Genomic DNA, 17526 nt, shown 5'->3' with positions numbered 1-17526 from the left:
AATGGTTGTGAAAAGCCATTTCCACAACCTTCCCTCCTTTTAAAAAGGAAAAAGCAGTTTCTCATCCCAATGAAGAAAAGAAAATGCCTTTTCAAGCGTTTTTAATAAATCCATACGAACAATCACTTCTAGTAATCTACTGATTAACATCTATCGTATTTTATTTTAAGATAACATCATAATCATTTCATATTCTCAAATAACTATAGCACATAGAATGAAAAAATGTTAACTATCACTTGAAAAAATGTAAACTTAATTTTTTCCATCATCCCCACAATCCTCCTGAGTAACGTTCTTATATGAAAAAATTTGAATCATTGTGGAAAATCATCAACTCTTGATTGCAAAATTCCCTAGTAAGACTTTTAGCTAAACAGAGTTGCGTTTTTATAATTAGGTATTTATTGGAAAAACAGGCATATACTCACAATCACGATATAACAATGGAATTTAGGAGGAGATTGCTTGAAGAAGAAATTAATTTACACTGGAATTACTGCCACTTTATTATTAACAGGTTCTCAGTCAACAAAAACTTTCGCTGCTAGTCCAGTTTCTGTTGCCAAGAAGAATATTGAAGAAATAAAAAGGGTTAGTATTTCAAATGGAAGGGATTCAAGGTTCAGTCAACTGGATGTTAGTAAAATTATCAACAAAACTTCAAGTTCAGGATTTCGTACACTTGCAGCTGAAAATAATTACATAACAGAAACGGAACCTAATGATTTCTTTACTATGGCTGACCCACTTCCCATGGAAACAGGTATGGTTGGGGATTTTAGTTACAATCGGTTTAGGGATGGAGATTTTGATAGTTTCGAGATTAAGGTTACCGAACCCGGATATTTATTTCTTGGGGTAGGTCTTTATCAAGTAGATTACTATACTGATTTGGGATTTGGATTATTTGATTCAAATGAACAGATTGTGGAACCAGAATATTATGATTCTGATGGTGGTATAACTTTCCAGGTTTTACCCGTAAGTCCCGGAACCTATTATGCTGCAACAACAAATTTTAACGAAATAGCTTCCTATGATGAATATTTTCTTTATGCTAGTATGCTAGCTGACACAACTGCACCAGATGCACCAAAAGTCAATCCTGTTGACGATAATGATAAAATAATTACTGGTAAAGCCGAAGCAAATTCAACCGTAGCCATTAAAAATGGAACCGCAGCATTCAAAACGGTTAATACTGACGCTACCGGAAATTTTAAACTGAACCTTTCAACCCCATTTAAAGCGGGGACTAAGTTATATTTTACCGCTAAAGATTCATCTGGAAATATTAGTAAAGCTTCTTCAGTAACAGTATTAGATAAGACTCCACCGGCTGTACCAAAAGTAAATCCTGTAGATGACAATGATAAATCAATGACTGGTAAAGCTGAAGCTTATTCAAAAATTACCATTAAAAATGGAACGAAATTGTTTTCTACGGTTAATGTAGATAAATACGGAAACTTCAAATTATCTATAAAACCATTTAAAGCGGGAACGAAGTTGTATTTTACGGCTACGGACAAAAATAAGAATATAAGTAAAGTTACAACCGTAAAAGTAGCAGATAAAACGCCCCCGTCAACATTAACGGTAAATAAAGTTTCTAAAACTAGCAAATATGTAAGTGGGAAAACCGAAGCAAAAGCTTCTGTAACGGTGAAAGTGGGTAGTAAGACTTTAGGGAGTGGAAAATCTGACTCTAAAGGATATTTCAAACTAAAGATTAAACCTCAAAAGAAGAATACCTCACTATCAGTCACAGCCAAAGATTCTTCTGGCAATTCCAAAACAGTTAAAGTAAAAGTAAGATAGACTTAATAGGATCAATTGGTGGGTGCAGTTTCATAGGTGCAACCATCTTTTTTTATTTAGGCTGTTTTCGTGCTCGGTTTGTTTTTTCAAAAAGCCAAAGAAAAATACAGGCAGGTCCATAAAAACCCCTGCCTGTAACTTTCTTTGGTTTATTTAATGTTTCTTATTCCCCATACCCATTCGGATTCTTTTCCTGCCATCTCCACGAATCCCGGCACATGTCCTCAATTCCTCTTTCGGCAGCCCAATCAAGTTCCGACTTCGCCTTCGATGGATCGGCATAGCAAATCGCCACATCTCCCGGCCTTCTATCTACAATTTTATAAGGAACATTCACTCCCGAAGCTGTTTCAAACGCAGAAACAATCTCCAGTACGCTATAACCCGTACCCGTTCCTAGATTATAGGCTTCCACACCATTAGCGGGCATTACCTTTTCAAGCGCTTTTAAATGACCTAGCGCAAGGTCAACGACATGAATATAATCCCTTACACCCGAACCATCAACCGTTGGATAATCACTGCCAAATACTTGTAGTTCCTTCAATTTCCCCACAGCTACCTGCGTAATAAACGGCATTAAATTATTCGGAATACCGTTTGGATCCTCGCCGATTCGGCCGCTTTCATGGGCACCAATCGGGTTAAAATAACGCAGCAGGGCAATACTCCAGCTCTTATCTGCTACATATAAATCCCGCAAAATTTCCTCTATCATCAGCTTTGTCCGGCCATAAGGATTGGTCGCACTTAGCGGGAAATCCTCGGAAATCGGCACCCGTTCCGGCATTCCATACACCGTTGCTGACGAACTAAACACAAGATTATGGACACCGTGCTTCTTCATGACATCACAAAGAATAAGCGTCCCCGTAATATTATTATGATAATAATGGAGCGGAATGGATACCGATTCCCCCACCGCTTTCAATCCGGCAAAATGGATAACAGCCTCTATCTGATTTTCAGAAAACAAAGTCTCAAGGCCCTTCCGATCAAGCAGGTCAACCTCATAAAATTTAAAATCCTTACCCGTAATCTCTTTTAGCCTATTTAAAGATTCAGGTTTACTGTTTGAAAAATTATCTAAAATGATTACTTCATAGCCGGCGTTTAATAGTTCAACACAAGTATGACTGCCAATATACCCGGCCCCGCCTGTGACTAATATAGCCATTTCTTAATTTCCCCCTTCCTTTTAAAAACTACATATACCTTTAACTATAATCCTTTTATACAAAAAAAGGAAGAGGTCAATCCCTACCGCTATAAGGCTGCAAAGGGCCGATCCCGCATAATTATAATTCGACAAATATCGGGGCGTGCCAGGCACCTAAGTAGTATGTTAGAATGATAGAAAAAGAGATATATAGATTGGAGTCTTCAGACATGAAGCTGCCTTTATTCAAAGCAGGAATATTAACCTGTTTAACTGTTGGTTTGTTCTATGGGAACGCTTCTGCAGAGTCGAAGTTACCCACCCAATGCTCAGTTGTGATTCAACCGAAAGTAAATCCTTCTTTTCAGCAAATGAACTGCTTACTTACGAATGCTGCATTAGCAGCTGAAATACCGCCTGAAGTGGTAAAAGCCGTGGCTACACAGGAAAACGGGACATGGGAACAATTTAATAAGGCGGGCGAGCCTGTAATTTCTCCTGATGGCGGGATCGGTCTAATGCAGCTCACCAATAAAGGTGGAGACGACCAGGAAAAGTTGGAGAAGTTGAAGAACGATATCATCTATAATATCGAAGCCGGTGTCGAAGTCCTTAGTAGTATGTATTCGCGGACTGATTTGCCAAAAATTAAAGGGGCAGGACGGCAGGTTATTGAAAATTGGTATTTCCCTGTCATGGCATACAATGGAACAAAACCGGTGAACAGCCCCCTTTACCAGCTGACCGGGGAAAGAAATACGGATGCTTATCAAGAGCAAGTTTTTACTAAAATAGAAAAAGAGAGTTATATAGACGATACAAAACTAGCAAAATACCCTTTTACCATTAATGATTTTGATTACGATCGCGAAAGCAGTGAAAACATTAAGTTTAATAGACTGGAGTACACACTGACTGAGCAAGGGCACGACTCCGCTTATTTGTTCAAGAGTGGAAACAGAGTGATGACTACCTCAGAAGGTGTGAAATTACGGACAAAGCCAGGTTCTACGATTGTCAGTACCCTGCCTAAAAATACAGCATTGACCATTAACGGAGAATTTATCTATGACGATGACGATTCTACTGCAAATCAATTTGTCTGGTACCCAGTTCAAACCATTGACAAAAAAGTAAAAGGCTATGTCTCTTCCGCTTACATTACGAAGCTAGTAGATAAGGTGAAACCAGTTATTTCAGGCGCCACAAGCAAATCCATTCCGTTCAATTCCACTTTTAACGCAAAAACAGGCGTGAAAGCGAAGGATAATGTGGACGGTGATTTAACAAGTGCTATTAAGGTGACAGGTGTGGTTAATACAAAGAAAAAAGGCGCTTATGATGTCACTTACACGGTAACTGATTGGTCCGGTAATGTTGCAAGTGTGAAAAGAAAAATAACTGTCTATGACAACGTGAAACCAGTCATTTCCGGTGCCACTTATAAAACCATTGCACTTAATTCTTCATTTAATCCCAAAACAGGGGTGACTGCGAAAGACAATGTAGATGGCAGTTTAACTAGTAAAATAAAGGTAAGCGGCACGGTTAACACAAAGAAAAAGGGAACGTATACATTGAAGTACACGGTCAGTGATACTTCCAAGAACATGACAACAGTTACGAGAAAGATCACGATCGATAGCACAAAGCCAGCCATTTCTGGTGCTAAAAATAAAACCATTCGTTACAAATCTTCCTTTAATCCGAAAACAGGAGTAACTGCGAGAGATAATCTAGATGGCAATGTAACTAGTAAGCTTAAAATTACAGGAAAAGTGAATACAAAGAAAAAAGGTTCCTACACATTAACTTACACGGTGACCGATAAATCCAAAAATAAAACAGTAGTGAAGCGGAAAATAACTGTTAAATAAGAATCAGAAGGAAGGGGTCAGTCCTCCATCGCTATAAAGCCGCGGAGGACTGACCCCACATAATTATTATTCGACAAATACCGGGTCGTGACAGGCACCTTTGCGCACCCCCGCGCACTTTGATCATGCACCTACCGCATTTTTTCCTGTTGATTTAATATGATACATGGCGGTATCAGCTTTTTTTAATAGGGATGAAGGGGTATCGCCTTGTTTGGATATGGCAATACCGATACTCGCAGAAATACGCAAATCTCGTACTTTCAGTTGTAGCTTCTTCAAAATCTCCTGTGCAATTTTGATTGATTTCTCTTTGTCTGCCCCCACTAACATAACAATAAACTCATCGCCCCCAAGGCGGCTGACGAACAAAGAATCATGACAGCCATCATTTAACCGATTCGCTACTTCGATTAATATGTGATCTCCCTCTTCGTGGCCATAGGTATCATTCACTTTTTTAAATCCATCTAAATCTATGAATAACAGGGAAACGGATTGTTCATCCAGTAAATATTTAGATAATTTCTCCATGAAATAATGGCGGTTTGGGAGGCTTGTTAGAGAATCATACAAGGCTAAATGCTTTAATTTTTGATTCATACTATGCAGCTGCAGTTGTTTTTCGGTTAGTTTCTCCGATAATAGTCCAACACCCATCGCACACAAAAAAGTGACGATTGCCACCCCAATATGGAGGGATAATTCCTGGTTAACTAATTCCGCCATTCGCAGGTATTTTTCATAAATAAACCAAAACAAGTGATAGATATTAACCGCGAATGCCGCAAAGAGCCCGCCGGCAAACCCTAAATAATAGGAAAAAATAAAGCATGGGAATAGCAATAAAAACCAAACCATATCATCAATATAAAACATATCCAATCGAGCTAAAAAACCCGGAATCACCGTTAATACGATGCACAGCCCCAACATCATTTTAGGCATTCTTTGAAGCGTTTCCCACTTAACACTTAACGACATGTATGTTCTTTCCCCCTTCGACTCCTGTATTTTCTTTGATAGTATCATAACTTGTCGAAAATTGGAGGGAAAACTAGTAATTTACATTAATTACAATTGTCTATAAACAAAGGAATGAATCACTAGCTCTCCTTTAACTTTCTAAGCAGTAAATTTAAAACTAAAAAGAAAGGCTGAATTTAAAGTCGTAACTAAAACAACTTTGAAATTCAGCCTTTTTGTTTGGATTAACTATTTCTATCCTTTTGTCTTGATTGTTGTACTAAGAACAGGCATCCTCCAGTGATTAAGAAAAGAATTCCTGCAAATAGCCAATTATACATGGTTGTTGCCGTCTTCGGTAAATCCGATCCCGATGATGGTTTTTCCCCAGGGGAATCAGTGCCTGGTGATGGTTTTTCCACCACGAGATCTGAAGGATGAAAGACTGCAAAGGTACTAAAGTGGTCGGTTGCTGTTTTAATCTGACCATCTTTAAACGTTCCGCCGACTATTTCCCATTTCGTCTTCGCTTCATTCCAATAGTACACTTTTAATTTTTCAGGATGATCATAACCAGCAGTTGGAAACGCAAGTTCAATATCCTGGTCAAAATGGCTGATTATTTTGCCACCCTGCTTAATCGTGAAGTCGTATACCGCGCTTACCGCCAAATCAGATGAAGGCAGCTTCTTCGGATTTTTCTCGACTTTTTCTAAACTAATCACGAGATCAATGCCTTTAGCAAAGTTGGCTGCCGGGATCAGCAGTTGCACATCCTCTTTCACTATCTTAATCATCGCATGCCTTTTGATTAACGTTTCTAATTGCTCAGCCGTAAATTTGACTGTTTTTACCTTATTTAGGCCCTTCTTTAGTTCAATCACCAGGGTCCCTTCATAATCAAGCAGGTTCACTGCCTCATCCGAAACGGTTACAGTTTCCCCCTCACGTACTAGGTCAGCCGTAACAACCTTTTGCAGGCGTGTCACCGTTAGGGTGTACGTGGCTTTTTGCCCATTTTGTGCGGTTACAACAATAGTAATCGTGTTTTTCCCTTTATCCAAGCGAATGGCATCACTTTCTTGACTGCTCACTGCCACTTTCCCGTTAATTTTCACGGTGGCATTCGGATTCGTAGCGGTTGGGGTTAGTTTGATCGTATGAACACCTTCCCCGACGTTCAGCGAATAGTGAGTCGTTCCTGGTTTAAATGCAGGATTTAAGTCGCCATGGTTACTTGTTAACTGGCTGAGTGTGACGTCACTGGAAAGAACATGAATGGTGACAGTTAAAGCAGCCGTATGCTGTCCATCACTTACCCGGACAGTCAATGTATGGTGCGCTTTTGCTGCCGCATCTAACAACGATGCACCCGCGACCGTGATTTCTCCGGTCGTTTCATTCATTGTAAAAATTCCTTCGTCATTCCCTGCCAAGATTGTATACTTGACCGCATCTCCATCCGCATCTCTTGCCGTTACGGTTCCTAGCGCGGTTCCGTTTGCAGCCTCTTCATCAATGGTAAAAGCTGCATCTTTCCCGACCGGCGGGTTGTCATTGAGATTAGTCAGGTTGATCGTCACGGTTGCTTTTGCGGTATGGGTTCCATCACTAACCAGGACTTCCAAGGCAAAACTTTTAGCATTTTCATAATCTAATGGACTGCTTTCGGCGACGGTTATTTTTCCAGTAGCATCATCCAGCGCGAACGCGCCTGCGTCATTTCCGTCGGTAAACCGATAGCTTAGGTCATCACCATCGGCATCACTAGCATCTATCGTTCCGACCGCAGCACCATTTTCGGCATTTTCATCAATAGAAAATTCGCCGTCTTTTCCAACTGGTGCATTGTCATTGAGATTATTTACGGTGATGGTCACCACGTTACCCACGGTATGGGTTCCATCACTTACTTGTACTTTCAAGGCAAAACTTTTAATCGTTTCATAGTCTAGCTGGCTGCCATCGGCGACCGTTATTTTTCCAGTAGCCGTATCCAGCGCAAACACATCTGTTTCATTTCCTGAAACGATACGGTAACCGAGGGAATCGCCATCGGCATCACTTGCCGCAACGGTGCCAACCCCAGTTCCGTTTGCCGCATTTTCATCAACGGTGAACACCGCATCTTTTCCAACCGGTTCATTATCATTGAGATTATTTACGTTGATGGTCACGGCTGCATCTGTCAGATTTGTTCCATCACTGACTTCTATTTTTAAAATAAAGCTTTTGATGGCTTCATAATCCAGCTGGTCTTCGTCCGCTACGGTTATTTTTCCAGTAGCACCATCAATTGTGAACGCGTCTGCTTCATTTCCTTTGACAACCCTAAACGTAAGCGGATCGCCATCGGCATCACTTGCCGTAACGGTTCCAACTACGGTTCCATTTGCAGCATTTTCATCAACAGCAATGCTGGAATCCTTTGCCACCGGTCGATTGTCATTCAAATTATTTACGTGGATAGTCACGCTTGTTGCCGCTGTATTCGTTCCATCACTGACTTGCACCGTTAGCTGATAACTTTCGATGGTTTCATAGTCTAGCTGGGCGCTATCCGTGACAGTTATTTTTCCAGTAGCACCATCCAGCGCAAATGTGTCTGTTTCATTTCCTGAAACGATGCTGTAGCTTAGTGAATCCCCATCGGTATCACGTGCCGTAACAGTTCCGACTGTGGTTCCGTTTGCGGCATTTTCATCAACGGTGAACACCGCGGAATCCGCTACCGGTGAATTATCATTGAGATTATTTAAACTAATGGTGACGGCTGTAGCCGCGGTATGCTTACCATCATTCACCATGACAGTTAACGCAAAGCTTTTGATTGTTTCATAATCTTGTTTTGCGGAATCCGCTACTGTTATTTTTCCAGTGGCCGTATCCAGCGCGAAGGCGTCTGTTTCATTTCCCGCCACGATACTGTAGCTTAGCAGGTCCCCATCGGCATCACTTGCCGAAATAGTTCCAACCACGGTTCCGAGTGTGGCATTTTCATCAATGGAAAATGCCGCATCTTTTGCCACCGGTGCATTGTCATTGAGATTATTTAGGTTGATTGTCACTGTGGTATCCGCTGTATTGGCGCCATCACTTACTTGGATGGTTAACATAAAGCCCTTGACGGTTTCATAATCTAGCTGTCTCTCATCCGTGACAGTTATTTTTCCTGTAGCCGCATCCATCGCAAACGCTGATGCCGCATTTCCTGAAGTAATCTTGTAGGTTAACTGGCTTCCGGCATCGGCATCTGTTGCCGTTACCGTTCCAACGTCTGTACCGTTCGCGGTATTCTCGTCGATGGTTTTCGCAAATCCTTGCGGTACAGGCGAATTATCATTGAGATCATTAACGTGAATGATCACCGTAGCCAGATCAGATTCGCTGCTGCTAAGCGCGGCTACTAGTCCGTAAGGAGAAACGAAACCGTCTTTTTGAAAAATGGTATCACTAACTTGGACCGTTAATTCATACGTTGGTTTCGTTTCATAATCGAGCTTGCGACCGTCGGCAACGGTTATTTCCCCTGTTGCTTCATCAATTTTGAAGACTTCATTTTCATTACCTGCGACAATTCCGTAATGGAGTGAATCATCATCAGCATCACTGCCGCTCATCGTCCCCACCGTTGTCCCGTTTGCGGCATTTTCATCCACAGAAAATTCCCCAGCTTTGACAACCGGTGTATTGTCATTGAGATTATTTAAGTGGATGGTTACGGTTGTTTCGGCCGTATTCGTGCCATCACTAACTTGGACAGTCAAGGTAAAACTTTTGACCGTTTCATAATCCAGTTGACCTGAGTCCGCGACGGTTATTTTTCCAGTAGCCGCCTCCATCGCAAACGCACCTGCATTATTTCCTGAAGTAATCTTGTAGGTAAATTGGCTGCCGGCATCGGCATCTGTTGCCGTTACGGTGCCAACGGTTGTACCGTTCGCTGTATTTTCATCGATGTTTTTCGTAAATCCATGTGGTACAGGCGAATTATCATTGAGATCGTTGACGTTAATGGTAATCGTCGCGATATCGGTTTCGGTATTATTTTTAGCAAAAAATGCTGTTAATAAGGCATAAGGAGAAATGATCGTGTTCGGAACGATCATATCACTAGCTTGGACCGTTAATTGATAGGATGTTTTCGTCTCGTAATCTAGTTGATTGCTATCCGCTACAAAAATTTCTCCTGTTGCGGCATTAATCGCGAAGGCACCCGCTTCATTTCCTGCGATGATTCCGTACTGGAGCGAATCGCCATCAGCATCACTGCCGCTCACGGTTCCAATCATTGTTCCGAGCACCGCATTTTCATCCACATGGAAGCTTGCATCTTTCACGACCGGTCTGTTGTCATTCAAATTATTTAAGTGGATAGTCACCGTTGTAACAGCCGTATTCGTGCCATCGCTGACTTGGACGGTTAACGTAAAGCTTTTGACCGTTTCATAATCGAGTTGACTTGAGTCTAAGACGGTCATTTCGCCGCTAAGCGGGTCAATCGCAAACGCACCTCCCGTGTTCCCGGCTGTAATCTTATAGGTAAAATGGCTTCCGGCATCCCCATCTGTTGCCGTTACCGTTCCAACAGCTGTGCCAGTTGCTGTGTTTTCATCAATCGCTTTGGTAAACCCTTTTGGAACGGGAAGATTATCATTTAAATCATTGACGTTAATGTTTAGATTAGCCGTTGCTTTATCGACTCCATCACTTACTTGCACGGCTATAGTGTAGGAAGTCGTTGTTTCAAAGTCTAGGAGACTGCCATTGGCTACCTTTATCTCCCCGGTTGCCGGATTCAAATCGAATACTTTGTCCGTGTTCCCGGATAAAATACTGTAGCTAAGCGAATCGCCATCAGGATCATCAGCAGCTAATGTTCCTACTGTCGTCCCTGTTTGCGCATTTTCATTCACCGTAAAGGTGGTATCTGTTAGGCCGGGCGGGTTATTCCGATGGACAACCACCGTATAGGTCGCAGTTGTTCCGTCTTGCGCCGTGATGACGATAAGAATCGGGTTTTTTCCTAGTTTTAGACTTAGTGGATCCGATGCCTGTCCACTTGTCACACGATTTCCGCCTACTGTCACCTTAGCATTCTCATCAGCTACGGTTGGAGTCAAGCGAATTTGATCCGTACGATTAGGGACACTGACGTTATAATTCTTGATGGCCGTGTTAAACGATGGATTCAATTCACCAGAGCTGACGGTTAATTGACTCAAGTCCGTATTACTCGATGCTGCCCTCATAACCGTAACGGTATAGGTTTTTGTTGTTCCATCTTGAGCCGTGACGACAATACGAATTGGATTCGCTCCAACGGTTAAATCCATGGGCTGACTGTCATTTCCGCTGTTCACAGCCCGGCCATTGACGGTTACTGTTGCATGGGAATCCGCAACGGTCGGTTTTACCTGAATGGTTTGTGTATTATTATCCACATAGGCTGTATAGTCTTTTGTTGTAGCTGAAAAACCGGGATCCAACGCCCCTTGGCTAACGGTTAACTGGCTCAAATCCGCATTACTTGACGGGGCTGCCTTTGTCACAGTTGCTGTATAGGTTTTGACGGTTTTGCCATCTTCCGCTGTTACAGCTACCGTAATCTGATTACTTCCGACACTCAATGGGACTGAAGTCGACGTACCCCCGGCAACGGAGGTCCCATTCACTTTTACTTTTGCCTTTGCATCCGCGGTGGTTGGAGTTACCTGGACCGCTTGGACATCATTTCCTACGGACGCAGTGTAGCTGGTTGTAGCGGGTGAAAATCCTGGCGACAATGTTCCCGGATTAATGGCTAACAGACTTAAATCAGCATTACTAGATATGGGTGGCTTTGTTACTAAACCAAATTCTTCACTTGTCCCATTGAGATAAGATATTTTTCGTAAACCATCATCCAGCATGACAACCATAAAGTTGCCATTTGCATTGACGGAATATGTGAGTTCACTTGGCGTAACTGTGGTTAGGCTCGGAGAAACTTCGGTCGTCCCTTTCGTCCATACTCCGCCATCCTTTACCATTGTGAAAAAACCTAATTGGGATGGCGGCCAATCCCACGATTCTGAATACATTAATAAAATGCTTTTGCCGTCTTTGTTCGTTACTTTGACAGGGTAAGAGATTTTATTCGTATCGTTGTAAACGACTTCCCGTTTCCACGTACCCGATTGATTGGTTTGAAAATAGGTGGTAAATGGTGTATTTTCTGTATAATAGTCACCTTCGTAGTAAGAAAAGGAGACATTTCCAGTAGCATCTACTGCAAATGGTGTGTAGATATAGTCTTTCTGTTCCGCAACTGCGTTGATAACTTTTTCCGGAGCAGAAAACGATGTGTCACTTACCTTCTTGTGAGTGTAATAATAATTTCCATACACATCATTCTGATTGTCTTCTTTCACATAGGTAATGTGGATGTTATTGTTTTGATCAACTTCAATTTGCGGGTCGTGCACTTCATCAATCGCACTTGCCCCGCTAGCAATGGTCTTGATACTCCACGCCCCAGACTGATTTGTTGCATAGTGAACTTCATACTTTCTTGGGTCGTGGGCATCGCTGTAAAGGTAAACGATGTGTGCTTTTCCGTTTGCATCAACGGCAACACTAGGATCAGACATGTTTTTCCAGCCATTCGAGTCAGAATACGCTTCTATCTCTTGGAAAGACCAGCTCCCATTTTTATAAACCCCGTACTTTACTCCTCTGTAGCTAGTAACACCTGAGCCCCGGTAAAATAAAAAGGCTGAATGGACTTGATTGTTGGCATCAATGGTTAAATCCGACGGACCATTCAATCCAGTATCGCCAGTGGCACTCGTCTTAATCGATGTGATCTCATTCCAATTATTCTGATCCCATTTTTTGACGGCAATCTCCGTACTATTTTTCACATGGGAAAGATAAAGATCGCCACTTGGACCGTCCGCTAGCTTACTATACGCCCAAGTGTTTTGCGTAAATTCATGGATGACTTTTTCTGTCATCTTAGTGCCGGCTGCGTTAGTATGCTGCAGTGTACTAAGTGGTCCTGCCAAGACTAGTTGTAATACAAGGATAAATGCTACGAATGCTTTGAAATTCATTATTTTCAACCGAATATTCCGCCCTCTCCAATTTTGGATCCATCTATTAATCTTTTAAATCAGTGATAATTGTCTTAGTCAAATATCCTTCCTTTTCTACCTAATTATTTACTAAACTGCATATATTGGCAATATTTTTTCAGAATACCTTTACAGGAAACATCAACCTCATCGCGTGGAATCGACAAATTTCGGGGCGTGCCAGGCACCGTTAAACAAAAAAAGAACCCTAAGGGCTCAGTTGGCAGTGTTTCTACTACTCTTTCCACATCTGATGCATTTACTTGTGTAATAATTGTACTTATGCCTATTACGAAAGAAGCAAATAATGGATTTAATCTTCAAATAGAACACTCCCTTGAAATAATTAAATCCGGCAGTCCAGCCGTCATAGTACTCCCTTAGACCTGTGACTTTGCGTCCCTATTTTTCAACAGGTTTGCCTTTATCAGATTACCAAATTAATCCTAGTCTAATAGTACCACATTTGTTAACCTATTGGAAGTTGATATTTTCTGAATAAACTAAAAAATAACAACCCAAATAGAACCAAGGTTAGCCCTTGGTTCTATCTGTTTCATTCTATTAAGTTACCTTTTCTTATGATTGAGAATAACTCGATGGATCCTAATTCTCCCAGTGGAAAACCCGCAATTAGGCCGCCTTATACTTTTTCTTTGCTGGGGCGCGCTGCTTTGACCCTAGCAAATTGACAACAATGACTCCGGCAATTGCAATCGCACCGCCATTAATCGAAAGAACCGTTGGCCATTCATTAAGCCAGATTCCTGCGACAAGTATGGCAAATACTGGTTCAATATATAACATGCTTGTAACGGCGCTCGCCTTTCCGGATGAGAGTGCCAGTGCCCATGTGACATAGCCGATGGTCGTTGGAAAAATACCAATATACAGTGCAGATAAATTGGCTCCCATGGTCGCATGTTGAATATCGGAAAGGAGTCCAGGAGAAAAAATGAGAAATGGCAGCGTTCCGGCCCAGGTGAAATAGGCTGTTAATTCAATCGATGTATAGCGGCTCAAAAGCGGTTTTTGATACGCAAACAACACCGATGTGGCAACAGCGGACATGAGCACTAAGAAAGCTCCTTTCGATAGTTGTAAGGACGGGCCTGCTGATCCTATTGTAATAATTCCAATCCCGATAAATCCTAACGCTAAGCCAATCCAGCCATACAAACCCATGCGTTCTTTTAATATGAATACGGAAATAAGTGCGGTGAAAATGGGTGCAGACGACACTAACATCCCCGCAGTCGCCGCTGACACGGTTTGTTCACCGAACGTAACCCCAATATGATAGATGCTGATACCGACCCAGCCAAGAACGCAAATTCTAAGTAAATCTTCTTTTTTAGGCAAACGAAACTTAACCCCAGGCCATAATGCATAAACAGCAAAAATAGCCGACGCAATCAAGTAACGGCTAAGAATTAAGTGACCCGCGGAATAGCCCCCCTGTAATCCGACCCGGATTGAGGCAAAAGACGATCCCCAAATGATAACAGTGATGGATGCCATGATAAAAGCTTTGGTGTTCAATTCTTCTCACCTCAATCAAAATGATTCAGCGACAAGGTTATCACGGAATTCGAAATATTGCAATATAAAAAAAGCAAGAGAACCGCCTAACCGTCCCCTTGCCTCACTTGCTTCACTTGCCTCACTTCAAACGATCATCTCTTAAAATAAACTGTGCTAGTTCTTCCATTTGGTCTGAGATCGCACGGTCGCCCTCAAGCGGCGGGCAAATGTCTCTTACTTTTTCTAAATAGGCCCTTGTGGCTGGAGCCAGTTGGTTTTCTGCCTTTTCTAAGTAAATGGCTTGGGATGCACAGATCATCTCGACAGCTATTACTCTAGCAGAATTGTGAATGATTTCCCTTGCTTGACGGGAGGCAATGGTCCCCATACTGACATGGTCTTCTTGGTTGGCTGAGGTTGGGATGGAATCGACGCTTGCTGGATGGGCAAGGACTTTATTCTCAGAAACAAGCGATGCTGCTGCATACTGAGCCACCATCAGCCCGCACTCTAAGCCAGGATCTACTGCTAAAAATGGCGATAGACCGCTTAATTGCGGATTAACAAGCCGTTCTGTTCTGCGCTCAGAGATATTCGCCCACTCCGCTGCCCCAACCTTTAGGAAGTCCATAGAAAGGGCAATTGGCTGTCCGTGGAAATGTCCACCCGAGATGACTTCTCCACTCTCTAATACAATCGGATTATCCGTTGTGGAGTTCATTTCTACCTTTAGACGTTCCTCGACATAATTGAATGCCTGCCATGAGGCACCATGAACCTGCGGAATACAACGAATGGAATAGGCGTCTTGAATCCGCATTTCACCTTGACGTGTAATCCGCTGGCTTCCCGCTAACCAGCCCCTCATTCTCGAGGCCACGAATTCCAGCTCTGGATGCGGACGAACCGCAAGTAATTCGCTATCAAAAGCAGAGATAACGCCATGTAAAGCTTCCATCGTCAAGCACGCTGCCATATCTGCTGCTAGACCGAGTCTTTCTGCTTCATTTAACGCAACCACACCCACACCGCACATCGCCTGTGTTCCATTAATTAACGCAAGCCCTTCTTTTGCCTCTAAAGTAACTGGCTTTAAGCCTGCCCGTTTTAATGCTTCCGCACCTGGCAGGACTTCTCCCTTATATTCTGCCTTTCCTTCCCCGACAAGCACAATCGCCACATGAGAAAGCGGTGCCAAATCTCCGCTTGCGCCCACTGACCCTTTACAAGGAACAACTGGATGAACTTCGTGATTGATCATATCAATAAGTAATTGCAGCGTTTCTTCCCGAATACCGGAGAAACCTTTCGCCAATGCATTCGCGCGAAGCGTCATCATCGCTCTGACGATTGGCTTTGGCAGCGGTTCACCTACTCCTACAGCATCAGCGCGCAACAAATTTAATTGTAATTTGGCAATATCCTCTTTAGGAATTTCAATATCACTTAGCTTTCCGAAGCCTGTATTCACGCCATAGACAATTTTTCCATCGTTAATTTGCTTTTCAATTCGGTTCCGGCTGTCGCGGACGCGTACTCGGTTTCCCTCAGGTAGGGAAACTTTAGCAATCCCATCGACTACTTTTTGTACTTTGCTGCGATCTAACGTTAAACCATCTAATTCCACTACTTCCAGGCCGATTAATCCACTGTTGCTCATCTATGTCCTCTCCCCTGCAATGACTAAAAGTTTTGACCTCAAGTGGTACTGTGACTCCTGCTGAGTGCCCGCTCTGCCTCTTTTTCCGCCTTCATGGGCACTGTGACTTAAATTATAATGCATAAAGCCACGGTTCCCCAACCTAATTTATCAGAAAATTAACTCAGGCGGCACCACAAACCCGTCAGCGAACGAAACTCACGATTAATCTTCCTTATGATTCAGATACCATTGCTCAATAAGAGCCGCGGTCAATCTTCCAGTGTTCACTAGATTCTCGACACTAATGCACTCTCTAAACGAGTGAATATTTTGGAATCCAAGCCCAAGCGTTAAACAGGTTAAGCCATTCTCATTGAGAACATTCGTGTCAGCTCCGCCTAATGTTTCCGTTAAATAAGACCTCACTTGAATATTCTGTGCGGCGGTTTCTGCTGTTTTAACCAAAATATCTTCGGTTGGAATATTAAATCCGCTATATTTCTTCTCGATTTTAATACTCACCTTTCCGCCTTTTTTCGCAGCTGCCTCTTTCATGACGTTCCCCATATGCTCCAGCTGCGCATCCAATTTATCTTTGGAAAAACTGCGCACCTCTCCCGCAACGGTAACGCTGCCTGGAATAATAGAAGTTAATTCTCCGCCTTTAATAATGCCAATATTTGCAAGCGTTTCATCATCAATGGTACCCAGCTTCATCTTCGTTAACCCGTCCGCCGCAAGTAGAAAGGCACTGTTTCCTTCCTCCGCATTAAGGGCAATATGGGCGGCATTTCCTTCTACTTCCATCCAAATCCGGGAGCTGTAAGGTCCTTTTAAAATGATTTGGCCGACATCACCGCTGCTATCAAAAATATAGCCAGTTTTACTCTTCGCTTTTGAATAATCCATGTAGCGCGCACCGACTAGTCCTGGCTGCTCATTAACCGTTAAAATAAATTCAATCGGACCGTGCGGAATTCCACCCTCAACAATCGCTCTTATCGCTTCTAAATAGGCGGCTAGAGCGGCCCGGTCATCTGCCCCTAAAATGGTCGTTCCATCCGAATGAATTACCCCGTCTTTTATGACAGGCTTTAAACCCTCTGTCGGCAACACGGTATCCATATGGGTCGAGAAGAATAAGGGTGGAATCGCTGAATCTGTCCCCTCATGCCAGGCAATTAAGTTTCCGACTTCACCATCAAAATTTTTATGGGCTTCATCAAATTCAAGCGTAAAGCCAAGGTCTGGTAAGGCCTTTTTTAAATAATCGGCAACAAGCTGCTCCTCCCCGCTTGGCGCGTTTAGTTTCGCTAATTCCAAAAATAAATCTAGTAAACGCTCGCCATTTACGTGATCAGCTGCACTGGATGTAAGTTTTGTCGTCATTTTAAAAACCTCCATTTTTCAAGTAAA

At 42.6% G+C, this 17526-nt stretch carries 8 protein-coding genes and 1 riboswitch; of the genes, 2 read left to right on the top strand and 6 right to left on the bottom strand.

What is annotated here, in order from left to right:
* The first annotated feature begins 468 nt into the window (after positions 1-468).
* Positions 469-1824, top strand: a complete 1356-nt coding sequence (locus BSO02S_RS12005) for an Ig-like domain-containing protein (RefSeq protein WP_066067113.1) — start codon at positions 469-471, stop codon at positions 1822-1824.
* 163 nt (positions 1825-1987) lie between these two features.
* Here BSO02S_RS12005 and galE read toward each other — a convergent pair whose 3' ends face one another.
* The gene (gene galE, locus BSO02S_RS12000) at positions 1988-3001 is read right to left on the bottom strand and encodes a UDP-glucose 4-epimerase GalE (protein WP_066067111.1); all 1014 of its coding nucleotides are present in this window, start codon (positions 2999-3001) and stop codon (positions 1988-1990) included.
* A gap of 212 nt (positions 3002-3213) precedes the next feature.
* Between galE and BSO02S_RS26345 the strand changes: the two genes are divergently transcribed.
* Positions 3214-4860, top strand: coding sequence for an immunoglobulin-like domain-containing protein (locus BSO02S_RS26345; protein ID WP_084374993.1), 1647 nt, complete (start codon positions 3214-3216; stop codon positions 4858-4860).
* A 123-nt stretch (positions 4861-4983) separates the two neighbouring features.
* Here the strand turns inward: BSO02S_RS26345 and BSO02S_RS11990 are convergent, their stop codons facing one another.
* The 5 genes from BSO02S_RS11990 to BSO02S_RS11970 all read right to left on the bottom strand — a co-directional run bounded on the left by BSO02S_RS11990 (position 4984) and on the right by BSO02S_RS11970 (position 17499).
* On the bottom strand, positions 4984-5844 hold the full coding sequence (locus BSO02S_RS11990; protein WP_066067108.1) for a GGDEF domain-containing protein: 861 nt from the start codon (positions 5842-5844) through the stop codon (positions 4984-4986).
* Positions 5845-6071: 227 nt separating this feature from the next.
* Positions 6072-12923 carry a cadherin domain-containing protein gene (locus BSO02S_RS11985; protein ID WP_066067107.1) on the bottom strand — a complete coding sequence of 2284 codons (6852 nt, stop codon included), beginning with the start codon at positions 12921-12923 and terminating at the stop codon, positions 6072-6074.
* A gap of 372 nt (positions 12924-13295) precedes the next feature.
* Positions 13296-13377: riboswitch (cyclic di-GMP riboswitch) on the bottom strand.
* A 200-nt stretch (positions 13378-13577) separates the two neighbouring features.
* The gene (locus BSO02S_RS11980; protein WP_066067105.1) at positions 13578-14486 is read right to left on the bottom strand and encodes a DMT family transporter; all 909 of its coding nucleotides are present in this window, start codon (positions 14484-14486) and stop codon (positions 13578-13580) included.
* Positions 14487-14607: 121 nt separating this feature from the next.
* A complete protein-coding gene (hutH, locus tag BSO02S_RS11975) occupies positions 14608-16128 on the bottom strand; it encodes a histidine ammonia-lyase (protein ID WP_066067103.1) in 1521 nt (506 codons plus the stop codon).
* Positions 16129-16332: 204 nt separating this feature from the next.
* Positions 16333-17499, bottom strand: a complete 1167-nt coding sequence (locus BSO02S_RS11970) for a M20/M25/M40 family metallo-hydrolase (protein WP_066067101.1) — start codon at positions 17497-17499, stop codon at positions 16333-16335.
* Positions 17500-17526: the final 27 nt, after the last annotated feature.

Origin of the sequence: Neobacillus soli NBRC 102451 (assembly GCF_001591665.1) — a bacterium.
GTDB lineage: Bacteria > Bacillota > Bacilli > Bacillales > Cytobacillaceae > Neobacillus > Neobacillus soli.
Note: the sequence above shows the minus strand (reverse complement) of the source record. Positions and strands in the feature narration are given on the sequence as shown.

Bases quoted from the DNA above. Each gene is read 5' to 3' on its own strand.
- galE (WP_066067111.1), bottom strand. From the start codon at position 3,001: ATGGCTATATTAGTCACAGGCGGGGCCGGGTATATTGGCAGTCATACT.
- BSO02S_RS26345 (WP_084374993.1), top strand. From the start codon at position 3,214: ATGAAGCTGCCTTTATTCAAAGCAGGAATATTAACCTGTTTAACTGTT.
- BSO02S_RS11990 (WP_066067108.1), bottom strand. From the start codon at position 5,844: ATGTCGTTAAGTGTTAAGTGGGAAACGCTTCAAAGAATGCCTAAAATG.
- BSO02S_RS11985 (WP_066067107.1), bottom strand. From the start codon at position 12,923: ATGAATTTCAAAGCATTCGTAGCATTTATCCTTGTATTACAACTAGTC.
- hutH (WP_066067103.1), bottom strand. From the start codon at position 16,128: ATGAGCAACAGTGGATTAATCGGCCTGGAAGTAGTGGAATTAGATGGT.
- BSO02S_RS11970 (WP_066067101.1), bottom strand. From the start codon at position 17,499: ATGACGACAAAACTTACATCCAGTGCAGCTGATCACGTAAATGGCGAG.